We start from the raw sequence: 15,342 nt of genomic DNA, 5'->3' as shown, positions 1-15,342 counted from the left end.
CTAATCTCCTTGTGAGTAATCTATACATTCCAGTGTTAGTCCTTTTGCCGGTGCAGTTTTCCCTGCTGCTTTTCTCGACTTCTTTTCCAAGCCTTCTCTTATGGAATCCGGTTTTCTCCTGCCATTACCAACTTCAAGCAATGTCCCCACCATAATTCTTACCATATTGTACAAAAATCCGTTGCCTTTTATTTCGAAACGATACATCAAACCCTCCCGGGTTATTTTCAAATCATATATTGTTCTAGTCGTCTGATCGACACTTTTCTTAATAGAACTATAACTTTCGAAATCATGGGTACCGATGAAATACTTAGCCGCTTCCAGCATCGGCTCAAGCTTTAAATGATATCTATAGTGCATGCTGTAACGTTGATCTCTTGGTAAGTGGTGAGGGCCGTTATACACATGGTACACGTATGTTTTTTGATGGGGCACATATCTAGGATGAAAGGTTGCATCAACTACTTCTGCACTGGTAACAACAATATCTCTTGGCATATGCATGTTCAATGCTAGAGGTATTTTGTAAGTCTCCATCGCTTTCTTGCTTGCCATGAGAACCACTTGTCCATTAGCATGAACACCTGAGTCCGTCCTACTGGCCCCTGTTAAGGTGACGTCTTCACCAAACAGCGATTTGGCCGCCTTCATCATAACACCTTGTACAGTTACATTGTTTTTTTGTACTTGCCACCCACAGTAATTCGTACCGTCATAAGCTACTGTTAATTTGTAATAATACATATTGGTGCTCCTTTTTTATGCTAACACTCTCATGACAATGAAAACGATTAGATAAAGCATCAAGATAGTGTATGCCCAAAAATCAATTTTTTTATATCTGAGTTGTTTTAAACGGGTTCGGCCTTCGCCACCTCTATAACATCTAGCCTCCATAGCGAGTGCAAGATCATCTGCTCTTCTAAATGAAGATATAAATAGAGGAACCAACAAAGGAACCATACTTCTTGCTTTTTTTATCAATCCACCTGATTCAAAATCTGCACCTCGCGCAAGCTGTGCTTTCATGATTTTATCTGTTTCCTCTAATAAAATTGGAATAAAGCGCAGAGCAATCGTCATCATCATAGCAATCTCGTGAGCGGGTACCTTGATGCGCTCTAAGGGTTTTAAGAGTGCCTCTATGCCGTCCGTTAAGGTTATAGGTGAAGTGGTCAGTGTTAAAACCGAAGAACCTATAATCAGCATAATGAGCCTTGTACCCATATAGAAAGCTGTTTGCAAACCTTCTAAGGTGATTGTAAAACGACCAAGTGTTAATAGAATTGTTGTGCCTGGTGTCAAAAAAAGATTCAGCACAATGGTAAGCATTATAATGATAAAAATGGATTTTAAACCTTTTAACATAAAGCGAACCGGTATGGTCGTTGCCATGATAACCGCACAAAGTGCTAAAAAGGCTATACCATAAGTCATGAAAGACTGATTTATAAACAATGATAGTATAAAAAAGAATGTACCATTGATTTTTGTACGTGGGTCCAACTCGTGAATCCTTGACCTAGCCGGATAAAATTGTCCGATGGTTATATCCCTAATCATATTGTTTTCCTCTTTATTCAGAATCTGTTTTAAGTAAGGTAATCAGTGCTTTCTTGGCTTCTTCAAGTGTTACAATATCCTCAGATAGATTAAAACCATGTTTGTTTAATGCTTGAATAAGATAGCTGATTTGGGGTACAGCAAGGCCCATAGCTTCAAGGGCCTCTGTTTCTTTAAAAACGTCCTTAACAAGACCATCCATCTTGATTTCACCTTTATCCATAACAACGACTCGGTTAACATAACGAGCTATGTCTTCCATACTATGAGAAACCAAAATAACCGTAATACCCAGGCTTTTGTGTAAGTTCTGAATCTCATTTAATATCTCATAACGACCCTGAGGGTCAAGTCCTGCTGTCGGCTCATCTAGAATAAGTATTTCGGGCATCATGGCTAGAACACCTGCTATGGCTACACGCCGTTTTTGTCCACCTGAAAGGTCAAAGGGTGACGATTCATATAGGGATTCATCAATACCAACGATACTCAAAGCATGCTTAACCCTTTCATTAATATCATCTTCCCCAAGCTTCATATTGGTTGGGCCAAATGCCACGTCTTTAAAAACCGTCATTTCAAAAAGCTGATGCTCCGGGTATTGAAACACCAAACCTACCTTTTGCCTTATGCTCCTTAAATCCACACCTTTTTCAAAAATAGATATGTCGCCTATTTTCACTTTTCCAGAATCCGGTTTCAATATGCCGTTGATTTGTTGTATAAGTGTGGACTTACCGGATCCCGTGTGACCAATCAATCCCACGAACTCACCAGGACTAATTCTTAAGTTGATTTGTTTTAAAGCTTGCATTTTAAATGCTGTGTCGGCGCCATAAGTGTAATTTAAGTTTTCAATTGTAATTGACATATGCTTTCCACCATTTCATCTATCGTTAATAAATCCGTCGGAATATGGATACCTGCTTGTTTCAGTTCATAGGCAAGTTCTGTTACTTCAGGCACATTTAATTTCAAGTCTTTCATGGTCTCTACTTTTGTAAAAACATCTCGAGGAATACCATCTAAAGCAATCTTACCTTCCGCCATAACATAAACATGATCTGCCATAACAGCTTCCTCCATAAAATGGGTAATCAGTATAATTGTTATTTTGTCTTCTTTATTTAACTTTTGTACGGTTTTTAAGACTTCTTCTCGCCCTGATGGATCCAACATCGCTGTGGGTTCATCTAGAATAATACAATCCGGCTTCATGGCCAGTACACCGGCAATTGCAATACGTTGTTTTTGACCGCCTGATAATTTATTTGGTGAGTGTCCTGCATAGTCTGTCATCTCGACAACTTCTAGGGCCATATCCACCCTTCTTCTGATTTCTTCTGCTTCTATTCCGATATTTTCCGGACCGAAGGCAACGTCTTCTTCAACAATTGTCGCTATAATCTGATTGTCCGGATTTTGAAACACCATACCAGCAGATTGTCGTATATCCCATACATGATGCTCATCTTTAGTGTCCATGTTTTTAATAAGCAATGATCCCGATTTTGGTTTTAAGAGTGCATTCAAGTGTTTTGCCAACGTAGATTTTCCTGATCCATTGTGACCCAAGATAGCAATAAAGTCTCCTTTTTTTACATCAAAGGAGACATCATCGATGGCTCTGTGAACACCTTCCACTTCACCTCGATCATTATGAGCAACATATTCAAATATCAAATTATTCGCTTTTACCATATTAATGTCACTCCTATTCTCTCTTTGTCTTTAGAATAGGTCAGAACCCAAGGTATTAGATTCTCAACTATTACTACTGACTGTGTTTATGCATCTTTTCTAATCAAGAAAAGATGCTTCGCTTCGTTATGAGCTCTGCTCATATTTCTGAACGGTTCGAAAGGAAAGGTCCTTGATAGTTAATGCGATGCTTCAACGCATTAACATAGCATTGTCTTTCCTAGAGAAGTACAAAAAGGGGGCTAAGTGCAGCGCACTTAACCCCTGTTTATTATACTAATTCAAGAATTACTTCTTCTGCAGCGTCACCTTTACGTGGACCGATTTTAATGATTCTTGTGTAACCACCATTTCGATCTGAATATTTGGGTGCTATCTCGTTAAATAAAACTTCTGCAAGGTCTACTTTTTTAGTATTTGCCTTTTTACCAGCTGCCTCTTTTGGCACTTCTGTTACAGGGTATAATACTTTCAATATCTCTCTTCTTGCATGGAGCTTTGTTGCACTGTCTTTTCTGATGACCTTCTGAATTTCTTCAAATTGTGTTACTTTCTTGCCATCAACGACCTCTTTGACTCTTTTACCATCAGCAGTTTTTTTAGGCACTTTTTGAGTAACCGTTACTTCAGTATAATTGTCTTTTTCTCTTACTGCCATTGCAATCAACTTCTCAGCAATCTTACGAACTTCTTTGGCTTTTGGATCAGTGGTTTTGATTTTACCATGATACAAAAGGTTCGTTACTTGGTTTCTTAGTAATGCTTTTCTTTGGGATGATACTCTCCCAAGTTTTCTATAACCAGGCATGGATACAGCCTCCTTTTCCAGATAATGTGTATTTTAAGAAGATTGCCTATTCGTCACCAGGTCTAAGTTGTAAACCTAATTCTTGAAGCTTAGCAAGTACTTCTTCTAATGATTTGCGTCCTAAATTTCTAACTTTCATCATATCATCAGGGGTTCTGTTGGTTAATTCTTCAACAGTATTAATCCCGGCTCTTTTTAAACAGTTATAGGATCGTACAGACAACTCTAGCTCATCAATGCTCATTTCAAGCACTTTTTCTTTTTCATCGTCTTCTTTTTCCACCATAACTTCAGCATTTCTCGCGTTTTCTGATAAATCTATGAATAAGCTTAAGTGTTCACTGAGTACTTTGGCCGCTAGACTAACTGCTTCATCTGGTGACAAGGTGCCATCGGTGAATACTTCTAATGTTAATTTATCATAATCTGTTACATTCCCGACACGGGTATTTTCCACCTTAATATTAACACGTTCTACAGGGGTGTAGATGGCATCAATTGGAATTACACCGATCGGTTGATCGTCAGATTTATTCTTGTCAGCTGTAACATAGCCTCGACCTTTATTGATTGTGAGCTCAATAAAAAGTTTGCTGTCTGATCCACCACTAAGAGTTGCTATTGGTAGATCTGGATTTGCAATTTCTATGTCAGGATCTGCTTGAATATCAGCACCAGTAACGACACCTTCACCTTCAAATTCTATGTACGCTACTTTTGGCTCTGAACTATCACTGTTATTACGAATTGCTAACCTTTTGATGTTAAGAATAATTTCTGTAACATCCTCTTTGACGCCAGGAATCGTACTAAATTCATGAAGCACGCCTTCGATTTTAATACTGCTTACAGAAGCACCCGGTAAAGATGATAGCATGATTCTTCTTAGAGAATTCCCTAAAGTCGTACCATAACCTCTTTCAAGAGGTTCAATAACAAACGAACCATGTTTGTTGTCTTCTGAAATTGATAAAATGTCAATTCTTGGTTTCTCGAAATCAAACACTAACAAGACCCTCCTAACTTTAATTGGTTACTTTACTTGTATTCATTAAGCATATAATCTGTATAAACCAAGGTTTATACAGATAGAAACCATTATTTAGAATATAACTCGACAATAAGAGTTTCTTCTACTGGGATCAAGATTTGATCTCTTTCCGGTTTAGCTAGTACTTTAACAGTAAAGTTTTCAAGATCTGCATCTAACCATTCTGTAACGGATCTTGATGCTGTAGTTTCGATAATATTCTTCATACCTTGAATTGTTTGTGATTTTTCTCTAACCGTAATTACATCACCAATTTTTACTTGATAAGAAGGGATATTCACTTTTTTACCATTAACAAGGATATGATTATGACGAACAACTTGTCTCGCCTCAGTTCTTGAACGTCCAAGACCTGCTCTATAAACTACATTATCAAGGCGCATTTCAAGAAGTACCAATAGGTTTTCACCTGTGATGCCTTTTTGATGTGCAGCCGTTTCATAGTAGTTTCTAAATTGTGTTTCTAAAACACCATATATTCTTTTTGCTTTTTGCTTTGTACGTAATTGTAGACCGTATTCAGAGACTTTCGCTCTTCTGTTTCCATGCTGTCCCGGTGCGTATGGTCTACGTTCCATTGCACATTTTGCTGTATAACATCTCTCGCCTTTTAGGAAAAGCTTATCGCCTTCTCTACGGCAAAGTCTACAAACAGCACCTGTATATCTAGCCATCTATTGACACCTCCATTAAACTCTTCTACGTTTTGGTGGACGACATCCATTATGAGGAACTGGCGTCACATCCTTAATACTAGTTACATCAAGACCCGCTGCTTGAAGTGCTCTAATAGCTGCTTCTCTACCTGATCCAGGTCCTTTAACCATGACTTCGACCGTCTTAAGACCGTGAACCATAGCTGCTTTGGCTGCTGTTTCTGCTGCCATTTGAGCTGCATAAGGTGTATTTTTTCTTGAGCCTCTAAAACCTAAACCGCCGGCACTTGCCCATGATAATGTATTACCTTGTGCATCTGTCAAGGTTACTATTGTATTGTTAAACGTAGATTGAATATGTGCTTGTCCACGATCAACATGTTTTTTAACACGCTTTTTAGCCGTTCTTTTGACTACTTTTGCCATTACTAAGCCTCCTTACAACTATTTTTTCTTGTTAGCTACTGTTCTACGTGGACCTTTTCTGGTTCTTGCATTCGTTTTAGTTTTTTGTCCTCTTACAGGAAGACCTCTTCTATGACGAATACCACGATAACATCCAATTTCCATTAGTCTCTTAATATTAAGAGCGATTTCTCTTCTAAGATCACCTTCAACTTGTGCTGTTTTCTCAATAATCTCACGTAGACTACTGACTTCAGCATCCGTTAAATCTCTTACTCTTGTATCAACACTAATTCCTGCTTCTTTTACGATTTTTTCAGCCGTTGGTCTTCCAATTCCATAAATATACGTCAAACCAACTTCTACACGTTTTTCTCTAGGTAAGTCAACACCAGCAATACGAGCCATGTTTTCTGTACACCTCCATTAAATTTGATAGGTCGGCAACAAGATTCGGTCAGCAAATATTGCCTCCCCTTGTATGCCATTGGTCTCAATACCATTCAATTCTTTATTCAATGCAACTCTCATTCTATAAAGTACTGAATCATATTATCATCTCATTAGACTAGCCACCTAGTACCTTCGCTTCATCCAATTTCACCCTGATTAAGGAACAAGGTTCAATTGTTTACACAACATGTCCTGGTGGTTTTGTTCATTAGTCTGTATAAACATCACAATTAGATATTATATAACATTCTGACCAATAGTACAAGTCTAAATTTGTAGTCCTTACTATATACCACTTTTACCCACTATAAAATGCTTCTTAATGAGGTCAAGTAAATATCTACAACTTCAAAGGCGTATATCACCCTTGTTTTTGTTTATGCTTTGGATTCTCACAGATTACTCTGATTCTTCCGTTTCTTTTGATAACTTTACATTTTTCACAAATTGGTTTAACTGAAGCTCTTACTTTCATTTTTGGTACTCCTTCCTTGATCTATGATCGAAATCTAGGGCTTTTCATTTATTTGTCTCGCCAGATTATTCTACCTTTTGTCAAATCATAGGGTGACATTTCTATGGTTACTTTGTCACCTGGTAAAATTCTGATATAGTGCATTCTGAGTTTTCCGGATATATGGGCTAAAATAACATGACCATTTTCAAGTTCAACTTGAAACATGGCATTGGGCAATTTTTCTTTAACCTTACCTTCAACTTCTATTACGTCTTTTTTCGACATGGTCTACCTCCTAATTAGGCTTATTCTAGGGTTTGTTGATAATCTTTTAAACTATTTCTGATATCGGCATTGGTGATTTTCTCATTGTGCTTTAATTTACCGGCTATTTCATCTGCAATCTTATAAGTGATTTGAATATGCTTGTACTTCTTCTTTTTGGGAGCTTCTATGCGTCTGCGTTTACCATCTGCAATATATACATATGCCTCTTTTATATCTAATATAATAAAGAGCTCTCCACAATCTCGACCTGCCGTAGATTTTACAACTTGACCAAGCTCAATTTTTATCATTGCACTCACCTTGATTCAAAATCGTCAGTAATTCATAACCTGTATCCGTTATCAGTATTGTGTTTTCATAGTGGGCAGATAATGATCCGTCCAAAGTCACAACTGTCCAGTCATCACTTAAAGTTCGAACATTATAGCGTCCTGCGTTAACCATTGGTTCAATGGCAAGTACCATGCCTTTTTGAAGTTTTGGCCCGCGTCCGATGGGCTTGTAGTTAGGTATTTGAGGTTCTTCATGTAAATCTTTACCTATACCGTGTCCAACCAAATCTCTTACGACTGAAAAACCATGCGCCTCCACATAATTTTGGATGGCTGCAGATATTTCATGTAAATGAGCACCGGGCTTAGCATATCTAATACCTTCAAAGAAACTTGCCTTCGTCACTTCAATGAGTTTGATGGCATCCTCAGATGCTTGACCTACAGCATAACTTCTTGCTGCATCACCATGATAACCATTGAAATAGGCGCCAATATCAACACTTAAAACGTCTCCATTTTCTATAATCTGATGTTTACTGGGAATACCATGAACAACAGCTTCGTTGACAGAAGTACATATAGAAGCAGGGAAACCACCATAACCTAGAAAGGAAGGGGTAGCGTTTTGACTCCGTATGAAGTCTTCAGCAATCCTATCAAGCTCATAAGTTGACACACCTACTCTTATAGCCTTTGCCACTGCTTCGTGGGCATTAGCTACAATGGCATTGGCCTGTCGCATAATCTCAATCTCTGAATCGCTTTTTATTAATATTGCCATCTACTACGCACCTACAATTTCACATATGGATTCAAAAATCACATCTATGTCTTGAGTTCCGTCCACTGTTTTTAGTATGCCTTTGTTTGTGTAGTATTCAATAAGTGGTTGGGTTTGTTCATGGTAGACACCTAATCTTTTTAGTACAGTTTCAGGTTGGTCATCATCTCTTAGAATCAGCTCACTGCCGCACACATCACAGATGCCTTCAACTTTTGGTGCTATATATACTGTATGGTATGTTGCACCACATTTTACGCATGCTCTTCTACCGGACATTCTTTTAACAATAACTTCATCAGGTACATCCACATCTATAGCATAGTCCATAGAAGTACCCATTTTTTCTAAAGCTGCATCCAAGCTTTCTGCTTGTGGTATGGTTCTTGGAAAACCATCTAAAACAAATCCCTTAGAACAATCTTCTTCTACAATACGGTCTGCTACAAGATCTACAACCAATTCATCCGGTACCAACAATCCTTGATCCATAAAGCTTTTTGCTTTTAGTCCAAGTTCCGTTTCACCTTTGATATTAGCTCTGAAAATATCACCTGTAGAAATATGTGGAATACTGTATTTTGTTGATAGTTTTTTAGCTTGTGTTCCTTTGCCGGCACCAGGTGCGCCTAACATAATGATTTTCATCATATACCTCCTTTAGACACTTCTTGAGCAGATACTCAATTTGCATCAAAGTACTCGTTTTTCAGTGAATAGATGAAAGCTTCTAAATCGACTAAAAGGATGTAGGCGGATCGCCCTTACCATCTTCTCCTAGTCGAATTAAAGCTATTCAAAAACTATATAATCGTTTTTCAGTTCTTATCCTAAGAAACCTTTGTAATGTCTCATGACAAGTTGTGATTGAACCTGCTTAACAGTTTCAAGTGCAACTCCGGCTACGATGATCAGTGAGGTTCCACCGAAATTCAATTGAATCTTCGTAACTGCGGTTAGCCCTACGGGAGCTAAAGCTATGATACCCAGCATGACAGCACCGATTAATACAAGTCTACTAAGCACCTTTGATAAATATTCTACTGTTGGTTTACCAGGACGAATCCCTGGTATAAAACCACCATTCTTTTTCATATTGTTTGCCACATCATAAGGATTAAATGTTATGGCTGTATAGAAATAAGCAAACGCTATAATGAGTACAAAGTATATTGCAGCACCATAGGGATTACTGATACTAATCACTTCTAAAGTCTTACCCCACCAACCTGAAGGGCTTGCAGTGATAAAAGAAGTAATGGTCGCTGGAAATTGTAATAAGGATGATGCAAATATTACAGGAATAACACCAGCCATATTCACTTTCATGGGTATGTGGGTCGATTGACCTCCATACACCTTACGTCCTTGGACCCTTTTTGCATACTGAACCGGTACGCGTCTTTCACCTAATTGGATCAAGACGACAAACACAATCATTAAGAAGAAAACAACCAAGAGTATAATTGCTTTTACCACTTCACTGCTCATAAATAACTCGTATAATGTTAAAGCGCCACTACCAAGACCTGATAAGATATTTACGGTAATAATGAGTGAAATACCATTACCTACGCCGTTTTCAGTGATTTTTTCACCACACCACATCAAGAATGCTGTTCCAGCCGTCATTGTAACAATGGCTGCAATAACAGACCAGAAGTTGTAGTTAACAAAATAACTTCTAAATCCGATGCTAATAGCAGTTGCTTGAATCACTGCGAATCCAATCGTTGCATATCTTGTGATTTTCGCAATCTTTTTCCTACCGTCTTCACCGTCTTTTTGCATTTCTTCAAGTGCAGGAATCGCAATTGTAAGAAGGTTCATGATGATGGATGAGTTGATGTACGGGATAATACCAAGAGCAAAAATGGTCATGTTCTTGAATGCACCACCTGAAAAAGCATCAAACATCCCTAGTAGTCCTTCACTATTATTATTAAAGTACTCTAGGATACCACGGCTGTCAATCCCTGGGATAGGAATGGCAGCACCTGAACGAATGGCAAATAACATGAAAAATGTAAACAGTATTCTTTTTCTTAAGTCTTCTATTTTAAAAGCATCTCGAAGTGTCTTAAACAATTATACCACCTCTGCTTTCCCACCAGCAGCCTCGATTTTCTCAATGGCTGATTTACTAAAAGCATTCACTTGAACCGTCAATTTCTTAGTCAATTCTCCATCTCCTAAGATTTTGACACCGTCTTGTGGGTTGTTGATAATCCCTTTTTCCTGTAATTTTTCAACTGTGATGACGGATCCTGCTCTAAATACATTTAGCGCGTCCACATTAATGGCAACGATCTCTTTTGAATTCAGACAAGTAAATCCTCTTTTTGGAAGACGTCTATATAAAGGCATTTGTCCACCTTCAAAGCCCGGTCTAGTACCCCCGCCTGAACGTGAGTTCTGACCATCACGACCTCTACCTGCAAACTTACCGTTTCCAGAACCGTGACCTCTACCTTTTATGAATTTCTTCTTTTTTGAACCCGATACAGGTCTTAAATCTGTTAAATTCATGTCGGTTACACCTCCTTATTGTTTTTTCGACTAAACTTCTTCAACTTTTACTAAGTGCACGATCGACTGAATCATACCTCTAATTGCCGCATTGTCACTTTGTTCTACTGTTTTGTTAAGTTTTGTTAAACCTAAGGCTTCAGCGGTTAACTTGTGTTTAGGTTTGGCGCCAATTGTCGATTTAACTAAAGTAATTTTTAATTTATCTGCCATCTTGGTTCCCTCCTAACCTAATACTTCTTCTACTGTTTTACCACGAAGATTGGCTACTTGCTCTGGTGTTTTTAACTGACTAAGCCCTGTAATGGTTGCTGCAACAAGATTTGCCTTATTGTTTGAACCTAGGGATTTTGTTCTGATGTTTTTGATACCAGCAAGCTCAAGCACAGCACGTGCAGGGCCACCAGCTATAACACCGGTACCTTCAGGTGCTCTTTTTAGTAAAACAGAAGCACTACCGAATTTCCCTAACCAGTCATGTGGTATACTGTTATTTTCATCTAGTGGAATCTCAATCATTTTTTTCTTTGCATCTTCTATACCTTTACGGATTGCTTCTGGAATTTCCACAGCTTTACCCATGCCGGCACCAACGTGTCCGTTTTCATCCCCAACAACAACCGTTGCTGTGAATCTGAAGTTACGTCCACCTTTTACAACCTTCGTTACACGTTTAATGGTTACGACTTTTTCTTTAAGTTCTAAGCCATTAAAATCTATAATGTTTCGCTTCATGTGTCAACCTCCTTACTTAGAATTTTAACCCAGCTTCTCGAGCTGCGTCAGCTAATGCTTTGATCTTGCCATGGTAAATATACCCACCACGGTCAAAAACAACAGCGTCGATGCCTTTTTCAATTGCTTTTTTCGCAACAGCATCACCAACAGCTTTTGCTGCGGCTATATCGTTGGTTTTTTCCAATGTCTCCTTGATTGCCTTTTCTACAGTTGAAGCTGCAACGAGTGTGTTGCCCTTAACATCATCAATTATCTGAGCATAGATATGCGTATTGCTTCTATAAACAGCTAATCTTGGTCTAGCAGGAGTACCTGAAATTTTGTTTCTTATTTTCAAGTGTTTTTTAACACGAACTGCTTGTCTGGATATTTTCTTAATCATTTGGATTTCACCCCTTTGTCAATTTTATTATGAAAGTTGTCCGAAGAATCATCAATTTCATATAAAGGTGCTTAGGCAAGACTAAGTCTATGCTTATGACTTACCAGCTTTTCCTTCTTTACGTTTGATGATTTCATCAATGTACTTGATACCTTTGCCTTTATAGGGCTCTGGTGGTCTTTTGAATCTGATTTCGGCTGCGTATTGACCAACTTTTTCTTTGCTGATCCCGCTGATGGTTATCTTATTGCCTTCAACCACAGATTCAATACCTTCTGGATCTTCCATAACTACAGGATGACTATAACCTAAACTTAGGTCTAGTTTTCTACCGTCTTTTTTAGCTCTATATCCGACACCATTGATCTCGAGTACTTTTGTGTAACCATTCGTTACACCTTCAACCATATTAAAGACTAACGTTCTTGTAAGCCCATGTAATGATTTCATCTTTTTAAGTTCACTCGGTCTTGTAACCACGACTTCTGAACCCTCAAGTTTTATTTCCATTTCTTTTGGTACTTGCTTTGCTATTGTTCCTTTTGGTCCTTTTACAGTAACAAAGTTTTCTTTTGTTATTGTAACATCAACACCAGTCGGAACAGTAATTGGTAATTTTCCAATTCGAGACATTCTTTTTTCCTCCTTACGGTTAAATTAAAACAGCTTCTATCTTGAAACTATCTTTTCACCTAATCAGACACTTGCATGGATTTTGCATATACTCAAGGTGTCTATTGACAGTCTTAAACAGACTATCATAGTTTAAAGTTAATTTCTAGTGCTTTAAGAAATCTTTATAATGCTTGGTAGCATAACCGGTTGATTTACCAGATAAAGGCTATAACCTCGCCACCAACATTTAGCTTTCTAGCTTCTTTGTCTGTAATCAGACCTTTATTTGTTGATATAATCGCTGTACCAAGTCCACCAAGTACTGATGGTAACTCATCTTTGCTTGCATAAACTCTAAGTCCTGGCTTTGATATCTTTTTGATACCGGAAATAACTTTTTCATTCTTATCCGCACCATACTTAAGTTCGATTCTAATTGATTTGAAAGCGCCGTCCGCTATAACTTTATAGTTTTTGACATAACCTTCTTTTACTAATATATCAACAACAGCAAGTTTCATCTTTGATGATGGAACTTTTACAATGTCATGCTTTGCTGTGTTACCGTTTCTAATTCTTGTAAGCATATCTGCAATAGGATCACTCATTGTCATGATAATTGCCTCCTTCCTATATGTTGTTTACCAACTAGCTTTTTTAACACCGGGGATTTGTCCTTTGTATGCAAGTTCTCTGAAACAAATTCTGCATATACCGTATTTTTTCAATACACTATGAGGTCTTCCGCAAAGTCTGCAACGGGTGTAAGCTTGTGTGGAGAATTTGGGTTTACGTTGTTGTTTAACCTTCATTGACGTTTTAGCCATTGATTATTACCTCCTTTATTTTCTGAAAGGCATTCCGAATTGAGTTAGTAGCTCTCTAGCTTCTTCATCTGTGTTAGCAGTTGTAACAATGATGATATCCATACCTCTGATTTTGTCAATCTTGTCATATTCGATCTCCGGAAATATAAGTTGTTCCTTAATGCCCATTGCATAGTTACCCCTACCATCGAAAGAGTTAGGGTTAACACCTCTAAAGTCACGAACACGTGGTAAAGATAAGTTGACAAGTCGGTCTAGGAACTCATACATTCTCTTGCCACGAAGGGTTACCTTCGTACCAATGCTCATACCTTCTCTTAATTTAAAGGCTGCTACTGATTTTTTTGCTTTTGTTACAAGTGGCTTTTGACCTGCAATAGTTGTAAGATCACTCACTGCAGAATCCATAGCTTTTTGATTTTCTTTAGCTTCACCGACACCCATATTGATGACGATTTTTTCAATCTTTGGCACTTGTAATTTATTAGTATAGTTGAATTTTTTCATCATACCTTCAACGATTTCATTTCTGTAAGTATCAATAAGTCTACTCAATTGAATGGACCTCCTTTCGATTATTTGTCGACGACTTCACCGGTAGTCTTAGCTACACGCTTACGCACAGTTTTGGTTTTGCCATTACGCTCAACCGTGGAAACGACTGCGCCAAGTTTGGTCGGCTTACCTTTGTGCATATACATAACATTAGAAGCATCAATCATGGCTTCCTTGTGTATGATACCACCTTGTTGATTGGCCGCACTTGGTTTCGTGTGCTTAGTTGCTTTGTTAATGCCTTCAACCAGTACTCTACCTGACTTGCTGTTGACATCTAAAATCTTGCCTTCTTTGCCTTTATCCTTACCAGTGATTACTTTTACAGTATCGCCGGTTTTAAGTTTCATCTTTGACATGTGTACACCTCCTTATAATACTTCTGGTGCTAGTGATAAGATTTTCATATACTTCTTCTCACGAAGTTCTCTTGCCACAGGACCAAAGATACGTGTACCTCTTGGAGTACCATCATCTTTAAGCACAACTGCTGCGTTTTGATCAAATCTTATATATGAACCATCTTTACGTCTGATTTCTTTTACTGTTCTAACGACAACGGCTCTAACCACGTCGCCTTTTTTTACAACGCCACCTGGTGTTGCATCTTTAACGGTAGCAACGATTACATCACCAACACTAGCATATCTTCTAGTGGATCCTCCCAGTACACGAATACATAGGATTTCTTTGGCACCTGTATTATCAGCTACTTTAAGTCTAGATTCTTGTTGAATCATGCTGAAAACCTCCTTTCGGGAATACTATTTTGCTTTCTCGATGATTTCCACTAAACGCCATCTCTTATCTTTTGAGATTGGCTTGGTTTCCATCACTTTTACTCTATCGCCAACTTCACACTCATTGTTTTCATCATGAGCCTTAAGCTTGTATGTTCTTTTTACTACTTTATGATACAATGGATGTTTTACTGTGCCTTCAATGGCAACAACAACAGTTTTGTCCATTTTGTCACTAACAACACGTCCGGTTCTTACTTTTCTCAGATTTCTTTCTGTCACAACAATGCCTCCTTTCGAGATTATTACTTAGCTGCTTGCAATTGCTCAGCAATAATTGTTTGGATCTTTGCAATATTTTTTCTTACTGCTGTGATGCGAGCTGTATTCTCTAATTGGTTGGTTGCATTTTGGAATCTTAAGTTGAATAATTCCTTTTTCGCAAGTACCAACGCTTCTTGTAATTCAGCTGCTGACTTATTTCTTAACTCTTCTAAATATTTTGCTGACTTCAC

Annotated in this window: 27 protein-coding genes; all 27 read right to left on the bottom strand. The window is 38.1% G+C overall.

Annotated features, from left to right (window positions below; all coding sequences use genetic code 11):
• The 27 genes from truA to rpmC all read right to left on the bottom strand — a co-directional run bounded on the left by truA (position 1) and on the right by rpmC (position 15,342).
• Entirely contained in the window at positions 1–747 is a 747-nt protein-coding gene (truA, locus tag P0N36_RS01110) for a tRNA pseudouridine(38-40) synthase TruA (RefSeq protein ID WP_275840866.1), read from the bottom strand.
• A gap of 15 nt (positions 748–762) precedes the next feature.
• Positions 763–1,566, bottom strand: coding sequence for an energy-coupling factor transporter transmembrane component T family protein (locus tag P0N36_RS01105; RefSeq protein WP_275840865.1), 804 nt, complete (start codon positions 1,564–1,566; stop codon positions 763–765).
• Between the two features lie 13 nt (positions 1,567–1,579).
• A complete protein-coding gene (locus P0N36_RS01100) occupies positions 1,580–2,437 on the bottom strand; it encodes an energy-coupling factor transporter ATPase (RefSeq protein ID WP_275840864.1) in 858 nt (285 codons plus the stop codon).
• Positions 2,413–3,273, bottom strand: coding sequence for an energy-coupling factor transporter ATPase (locus P0N36_RS01095; protein WP_275840951.1), 861 nt, complete (start codon positions 3,271–3,273; stop codon positions 2,413–2,415). The genes P0N36_RS01100 and P0N36_RS01095 overlap by 25 nt, the downstream gene beginning before the upstream one ends.
• A gap of 265 nt (positions 3,274–3,538) precedes the next feature.
• Positions 3,539–4,075, bottom strand: coding sequence for a bL17 family ribosomal protein (locus tag P0N36_RS01090; RefSeq protein ID WP_275840863.1), 537 nt, complete (start codon positions 4,073–4,075; stop codon positions 3,539–3,541).
• A gap of 46 nt (positions 4,076–4,121) precedes the next feature.
• Positions 4,122–5,081 carry a DNA-directed RNA polymerase subunit alpha gene (locus P0N36_RS01085; RefSeq protein WP_275840862.1) on the bottom strand — a complete coding sequence of 320 codons (960 nt, stop codon included), beginning with the start codon at positions 5,079–5,081 and terminating at the stop codon, positions 4,122–4,124.
• A 92-nt stretch (positions 5,082–5,173) separates the two neighbouring features.
• On the bottom strand, positions 5,174–5,800 hold the full coding sequence (gene rpsD, locus P0N36_RS01080; RefSeq protein WP_275840860.1) for a 30S ribosomal protein S4: 627 nt from the start codon (positions 5,798–5,800) through the stop codon (positions 5,174–5,176).
• A 15-nt stretch (positions 5,801–5,815) separates the two neighbouring features.
• The gene (gene rpsK / locus P0N36_RS01075) at positions 5,816–6,208 is read right to left on the bottom strand and encodes a 30S ribosomal protein S11 (protein ID WP_275840859.1); all 393 of its coding nucleotides are present in this window, start codon (positions 6,206–6,208) and stop codon (positions 5,816–5,818) included.
• 18 nt (positions 6,209–6,226) lie between these two features.
• Entirely contained in the window at positions 6,227–6,595 is a 369-nt protein-coding gene (gene rpsM / locus P0N36_RS01070) for a 30S ribosomal protein S13 (protein ID WP_275840857.1), read from the bottom strand.
• A 406-nt stretch (positions 6,596–7,001) separates the two neighbouring features.
• Positions 7,002–7,115: a 50S ribosomal protein L36 gene (rpmJ, locus tag P0N36_RS01065; RefSeq protein WP_125137713.1), complete on the bottom strand. Its 114-nt coding sequence runs from the start codon at positions 7,113–7,115 to the stop codon at positions 7,002–7,004.
• Between the two features lie 48 nt (positions 7,116–7,163).
• Complete coding sequence (gene infA, locus P0N36_RS01060; protein ID WP_125137712.1) at positions 7,164–7,382, bottom strand: translation initiation factor IF-1; 219 nt, start codon at positions 7,380–7,382, stop codon at positions 7,164–7,166.
• A 20-nt stretch (positions 7,383–7,402) separates the two neighbouring features.
• Complete coding sequence (locus tag P0N36_RS01055) at positions 7,403–7,675, bottom strand: KOW domain-containing RNA-binding protein (protein ID WP_275840854.1); 273 nt, start codon at positions 7,673–7,675, stop codon at positions 7,403–7,405.
• On the bottom strand, positions 7,662–8,441 hold the full coding sequence (gene map, locus P0N36_RS01050; protein ID WP_275840853.1) for a type I methionyl aminopeptidase: 780 nt from the start codon (positions 8,439–8,441) through the stop codon (positions 7,662–7,664). The genes P0N36_RS01055 and map overlap by 14 nt, the downstream gene beginning before the upstream one ends.
• A 3-nt stretch (positions 8,442–8,444) precedes the next feature.
• Positions 8,445–9,089: an adenylate kinase gene (locus P0N36_RS01045; protein ID WP_275840852.1), complete on the bottom strand. Its 645-nt coding sequence runs from the start codon at positions 9,087–9,089 to the stop codon at positions 8,445–8,447.
• A 177-nt stretch (positions 9,090–9,266) separates the two neighbouring features.
• Positions 9,267–10,529: a preprotein translocase subunit SecY gene (gene secY / locus P0N36_RS01040; protein ID WP_275840851.1), complete on the bottom strand. Its 1,263-nt coding sequence runs from the start codon at positions 10,527–10,529 to the stop codon at positions 9,267–9,269.
• Positions 10,530–10,970: a 50S ribosomal protein L15 gene (gene rplO / locus P0N36_RS01035; protein ID WP_275840850.1), complete on the bottom strand. Its 441-nt coding sequence runs from the start codon at positions 10,968–10,970 to the stop codon at positions 10,530–10,532. It abuts the gene before it with no gap.
• 30 nt (positions 10,971–11,000) lie between these two features.
• The gene (gene rpmD, locus P0N36_RS01030) at positions 11,001–11,183 is read right to left on the bottom strand and encodes a 50S ribosomal protein L30 (protein WP_125137707.1); all 183 of its coding nucleotides are present in this window, start codon (positions 11,181–11,183) and stop codon (positions 11,001–11,003) included.
• Positions 11,184–11,195: 12 nt separating this feature from the next.
• On the bottom strand, positions 11,196–11,705 hold the full coding sequence (rpsE, locus tag P0N36_RS01025) for a 30S ribosomal protein S5 (protein WP_125137706.1): 510 nt from the start codon (positions 11,703–11,705) through the stop codon (positions 11,196–11,198).
• Positions 11,706–11,721: 16 nt separating this feature from the next.
• Positions 11,722–12,090: a 50S ribosomal protein L18 gene (gene rplR, locus P0N36_RS01020; RefSeq protein ID WP_275840848.1), complete on the bottom strand. Its 369-nt coding sequence runs from the start codon at positions 12,088–12,090 to the stop codon at positions 11,722–11,724.
• Between the two features lie 93 nt (positions 12,091–12,183).
• On the bottom strand, positions 12,184–12,723 hold the full coding sequence (gene rplF / locus P0N36_RS01015; RefSeq protein ID WP_275840846.1) for a 50S ribosomal protein L6: 540 nt from the start codon (positions 12,721–12,723) through the stop codon (positions 12,184–12,186).
• 194 nt (positions 12,724–12,917) lie between these two features.
• Positions 12,918–13,319 carry a 30S ribosomal protein S8 gene (gene rpsH, locus P0N36_RS01010; protein WP_275840844.1) on the bottom strand — a complete coding sequence of 134 codons (402 nt, stop codon included), beginning with the start codon at positions 13,317–13,319 and terminating at the stop codon, positions 12,918–12,920.
• Between the two features lie 27 nt (positions 13,320–13,346).
• Complete coding sequence (locus P0N36_RS01005; RefSeq protein WP_125137702.1) at positions 13,347–13,532, bottom strand: type Z 30S ribosomal protein S14; 186 nt, start codon at positions 13,530–13,532, stop codon at positions 13,347–13,349.
• 15 nt (positions 13,533–13,547) lie between these two features.
• Positions 13,548–14,087, bottom strand: a complete 540-nt coding sequence (gene rplE / locus P0N36_RS01000; protein WP_275840842.1) for a 50S ribosomal protein L5 — start codon at positions 14,085–14,087, stop codon at positions 13,548–13,550.
• A gap of 20 nt (positions 14,088–14,107) precedes the next feature.
• Positions 14,108–14,446 (bottom strand): 50S ribosomal protein L24, encoded by a 339-nt coding sequence (rplX, locus tag P0N36_RS00995; RefSeq protein ID WP_125137700.1) that lies wholly within the window; start codon positions 14,444–14,446, stop codon positions 14,108–14,110.
• Between the two features lie 12 nt (positions 14,447–14,458).
• Complete coding sequence (rplN, locus tag P0N36_RS00990) at positions 14,459–14,827, bottom strand: 50S ribosomal protein L14 (RefSeq protein WP_275840841.1); 369 nt, start codon at positions 14,825–14,827, stop codon at positions 14,459–14,461.
• Between the two features lie 24 nt (positions 14,828–14,851).
• Complete coding sequence (gene rpsQ / locus P0N36_RS00985) at positions 14,852–15,109, bottom strand: 30S ribosomal protein S17 (RefSeq protein ID WP_125137698.1); 258 nt, start codon at positions 15,107–15,109, stop codon at positions 14,852–14,854.
• A 23-nt stretch (positions 15,110–15,132) separates the two neighbouring features.
• Positions 15,133–15,342, bottom strand: coding sequence for a 50S ribosomal protein L29 (gene rpmC / locus P0N36_RS00980; protein WP_125137697.1), 210 nt, complete (start codon positions 15,340–15,342; stop codon positions 15,133–15,135).

The organism is Petrocella sp. FN5, from assembly GCF_029210395.1.
Classification (GTDB): Bacteria; Bacillota; Clostridia; order Lachnospirales; family Vallitaleaceae; genus Petrocella.
Note: the sequence above shows the minus strand (reverse complement) of the source record. Positions and strands in the feature narration are given on the sequence as shown.

Bases quoted from the DNA above. Each gene is read 5' to 3' on its own strand.
- rpsH (WP_275840844.1), bottom strand. From the start codon at position 13,319: ATGACAATGAGTGATCCTATTGCAGATATGCTTACAAGAATTAGAAAC.
- rplF (WP_275840846.1), bottom strand. From the start codon at position 12,723: ATGTCTCGAATTGGAAAATTACCAATTACTGTTCCGACTGGTGTTGAT.
- P0N36_RS01055 (WP_275840854.1), bottom strand. From the start codon at position 7,675: ATGATAAAAATTGAGCTTGGTCAAGTTGTAAAATCTACGGCAGGTCGA.
- P0N36_RS01090 (WP_275840863.1), bottom strand. From the start codon at position 4,075: ATGCCTGGTTATAGAAAACTTGGGAGAGTATCATCCCAAAGAAAAGCA.
- rpsK (WP_275840859.1), bottom strand. From the start codon at position 6,208: ATGGCAAAAGTAGTCAAAAGAACGGCTAAAAAGCGTGTTAAAAAACAT.
- rpsM (WP_275840857.1), bottom strand. From the start codon at position 6,595: ATGGCTCGTATTGCTGGTGTTGACTTACCTAGAGAAAAACGTGTAGAA.
- rpmD (WP_125137707.1), bottom strand. From the start codon at position 11,183: ATGGCAGATAAATTAAAAATTACTTTAGTTAAATCGACAATTGGCGCC.
- rplX (WP_125137700.1), bottom strand. From the start codon at position 14,446: ATGTCAAAGATGAAACTTAAAACCGGCGATACTGTAAAAGTAATCACT.
- rpsD (WP_275840860.1), bottom strand. From the start codon at position 5,800: ATGGCTAGATATACAGGTGCTGTTTGTAGACTTTGCCGTAGAGAAGGC.
- P0N36_RS01005 (WP_125137702.1), bottom strand. From the start codon at position 13,532: ATGGCTAAAACGTCAATGAAGGTTAAACAACAACGTAAACCCAAATTC.
- infA (WP_125137712.1), bottom strand. From the start codon at position 7,382: ATGTCGAAAAAAGACGTAATAGAAGTTGAAGGTAAGGTTAAAGAAAAA.
- map (WP_275840853.1), bottom strand. From the start codon at position 8,441: ATGGCAATATTAATAAAAAGCGATTCAGAGATTGAGATTATGCGACAG.
- P0N36_RS01100 (WP_275840864.1), bottom strand. From the start codon at position 2,437: ATGTCAATTACAATTGAAAACTTAAATTACACTTATGGCGCCGACACA.
- P0N36_RS01105 (WP_275840865.1), bottom strand. From the start codon at position 1,566: ATGATTAGGGATATAACCATCGGACAATTTTATCCGGCTAGGTCAAGG.
- rpsE (WP_125137706.1), bottom strand. From the start codon at position 11,705: ATGAAGCGAAACATTATAGATTTTAATGGCTTAGAACTTAAAGAAAAA.
- rplO (WP_275840850.1), bottom strand. From the start codon at position 10,970: ATGAATTTAACAGATTTAAGACCTGTATCGGGTTCAAAAAAGAAGAAA.
- rplR (WP_275840848.1), bottom strand. From the start codon at position 12,090: ATGATTAAGAAAATATCCAGACAAGCAGTTCGTGTTAAAAAACACTTG.
- P0N36_RS01045 (WP_275840852.1), bottom strand. From the start codon at position 9,089: ATGAAAATCATTATGTTAGGCGCACCTGGTGCCGGCAAAGGAACACAA.
- rplN (WP_275840841.1), bottom strand. From the start codon at position 14,827: ATGATTCAACAAGAATCTAGACTTAAAGTAGCTGATAATACAGGTGCC.
- rpmJ (WP_125137713.1), bottom strand. From the start codon at position 7,115: ATGAAAGTAAGAGCTTCAGTTAAACCAATTTGTGAAAAATGTAAAGTT.
- truA (WP_275840866.1), bottom strand. From the start codon at position 747: ATGTATTATTACAAATTAACAGTAGCTTATGACGGTACGAATTACTGT.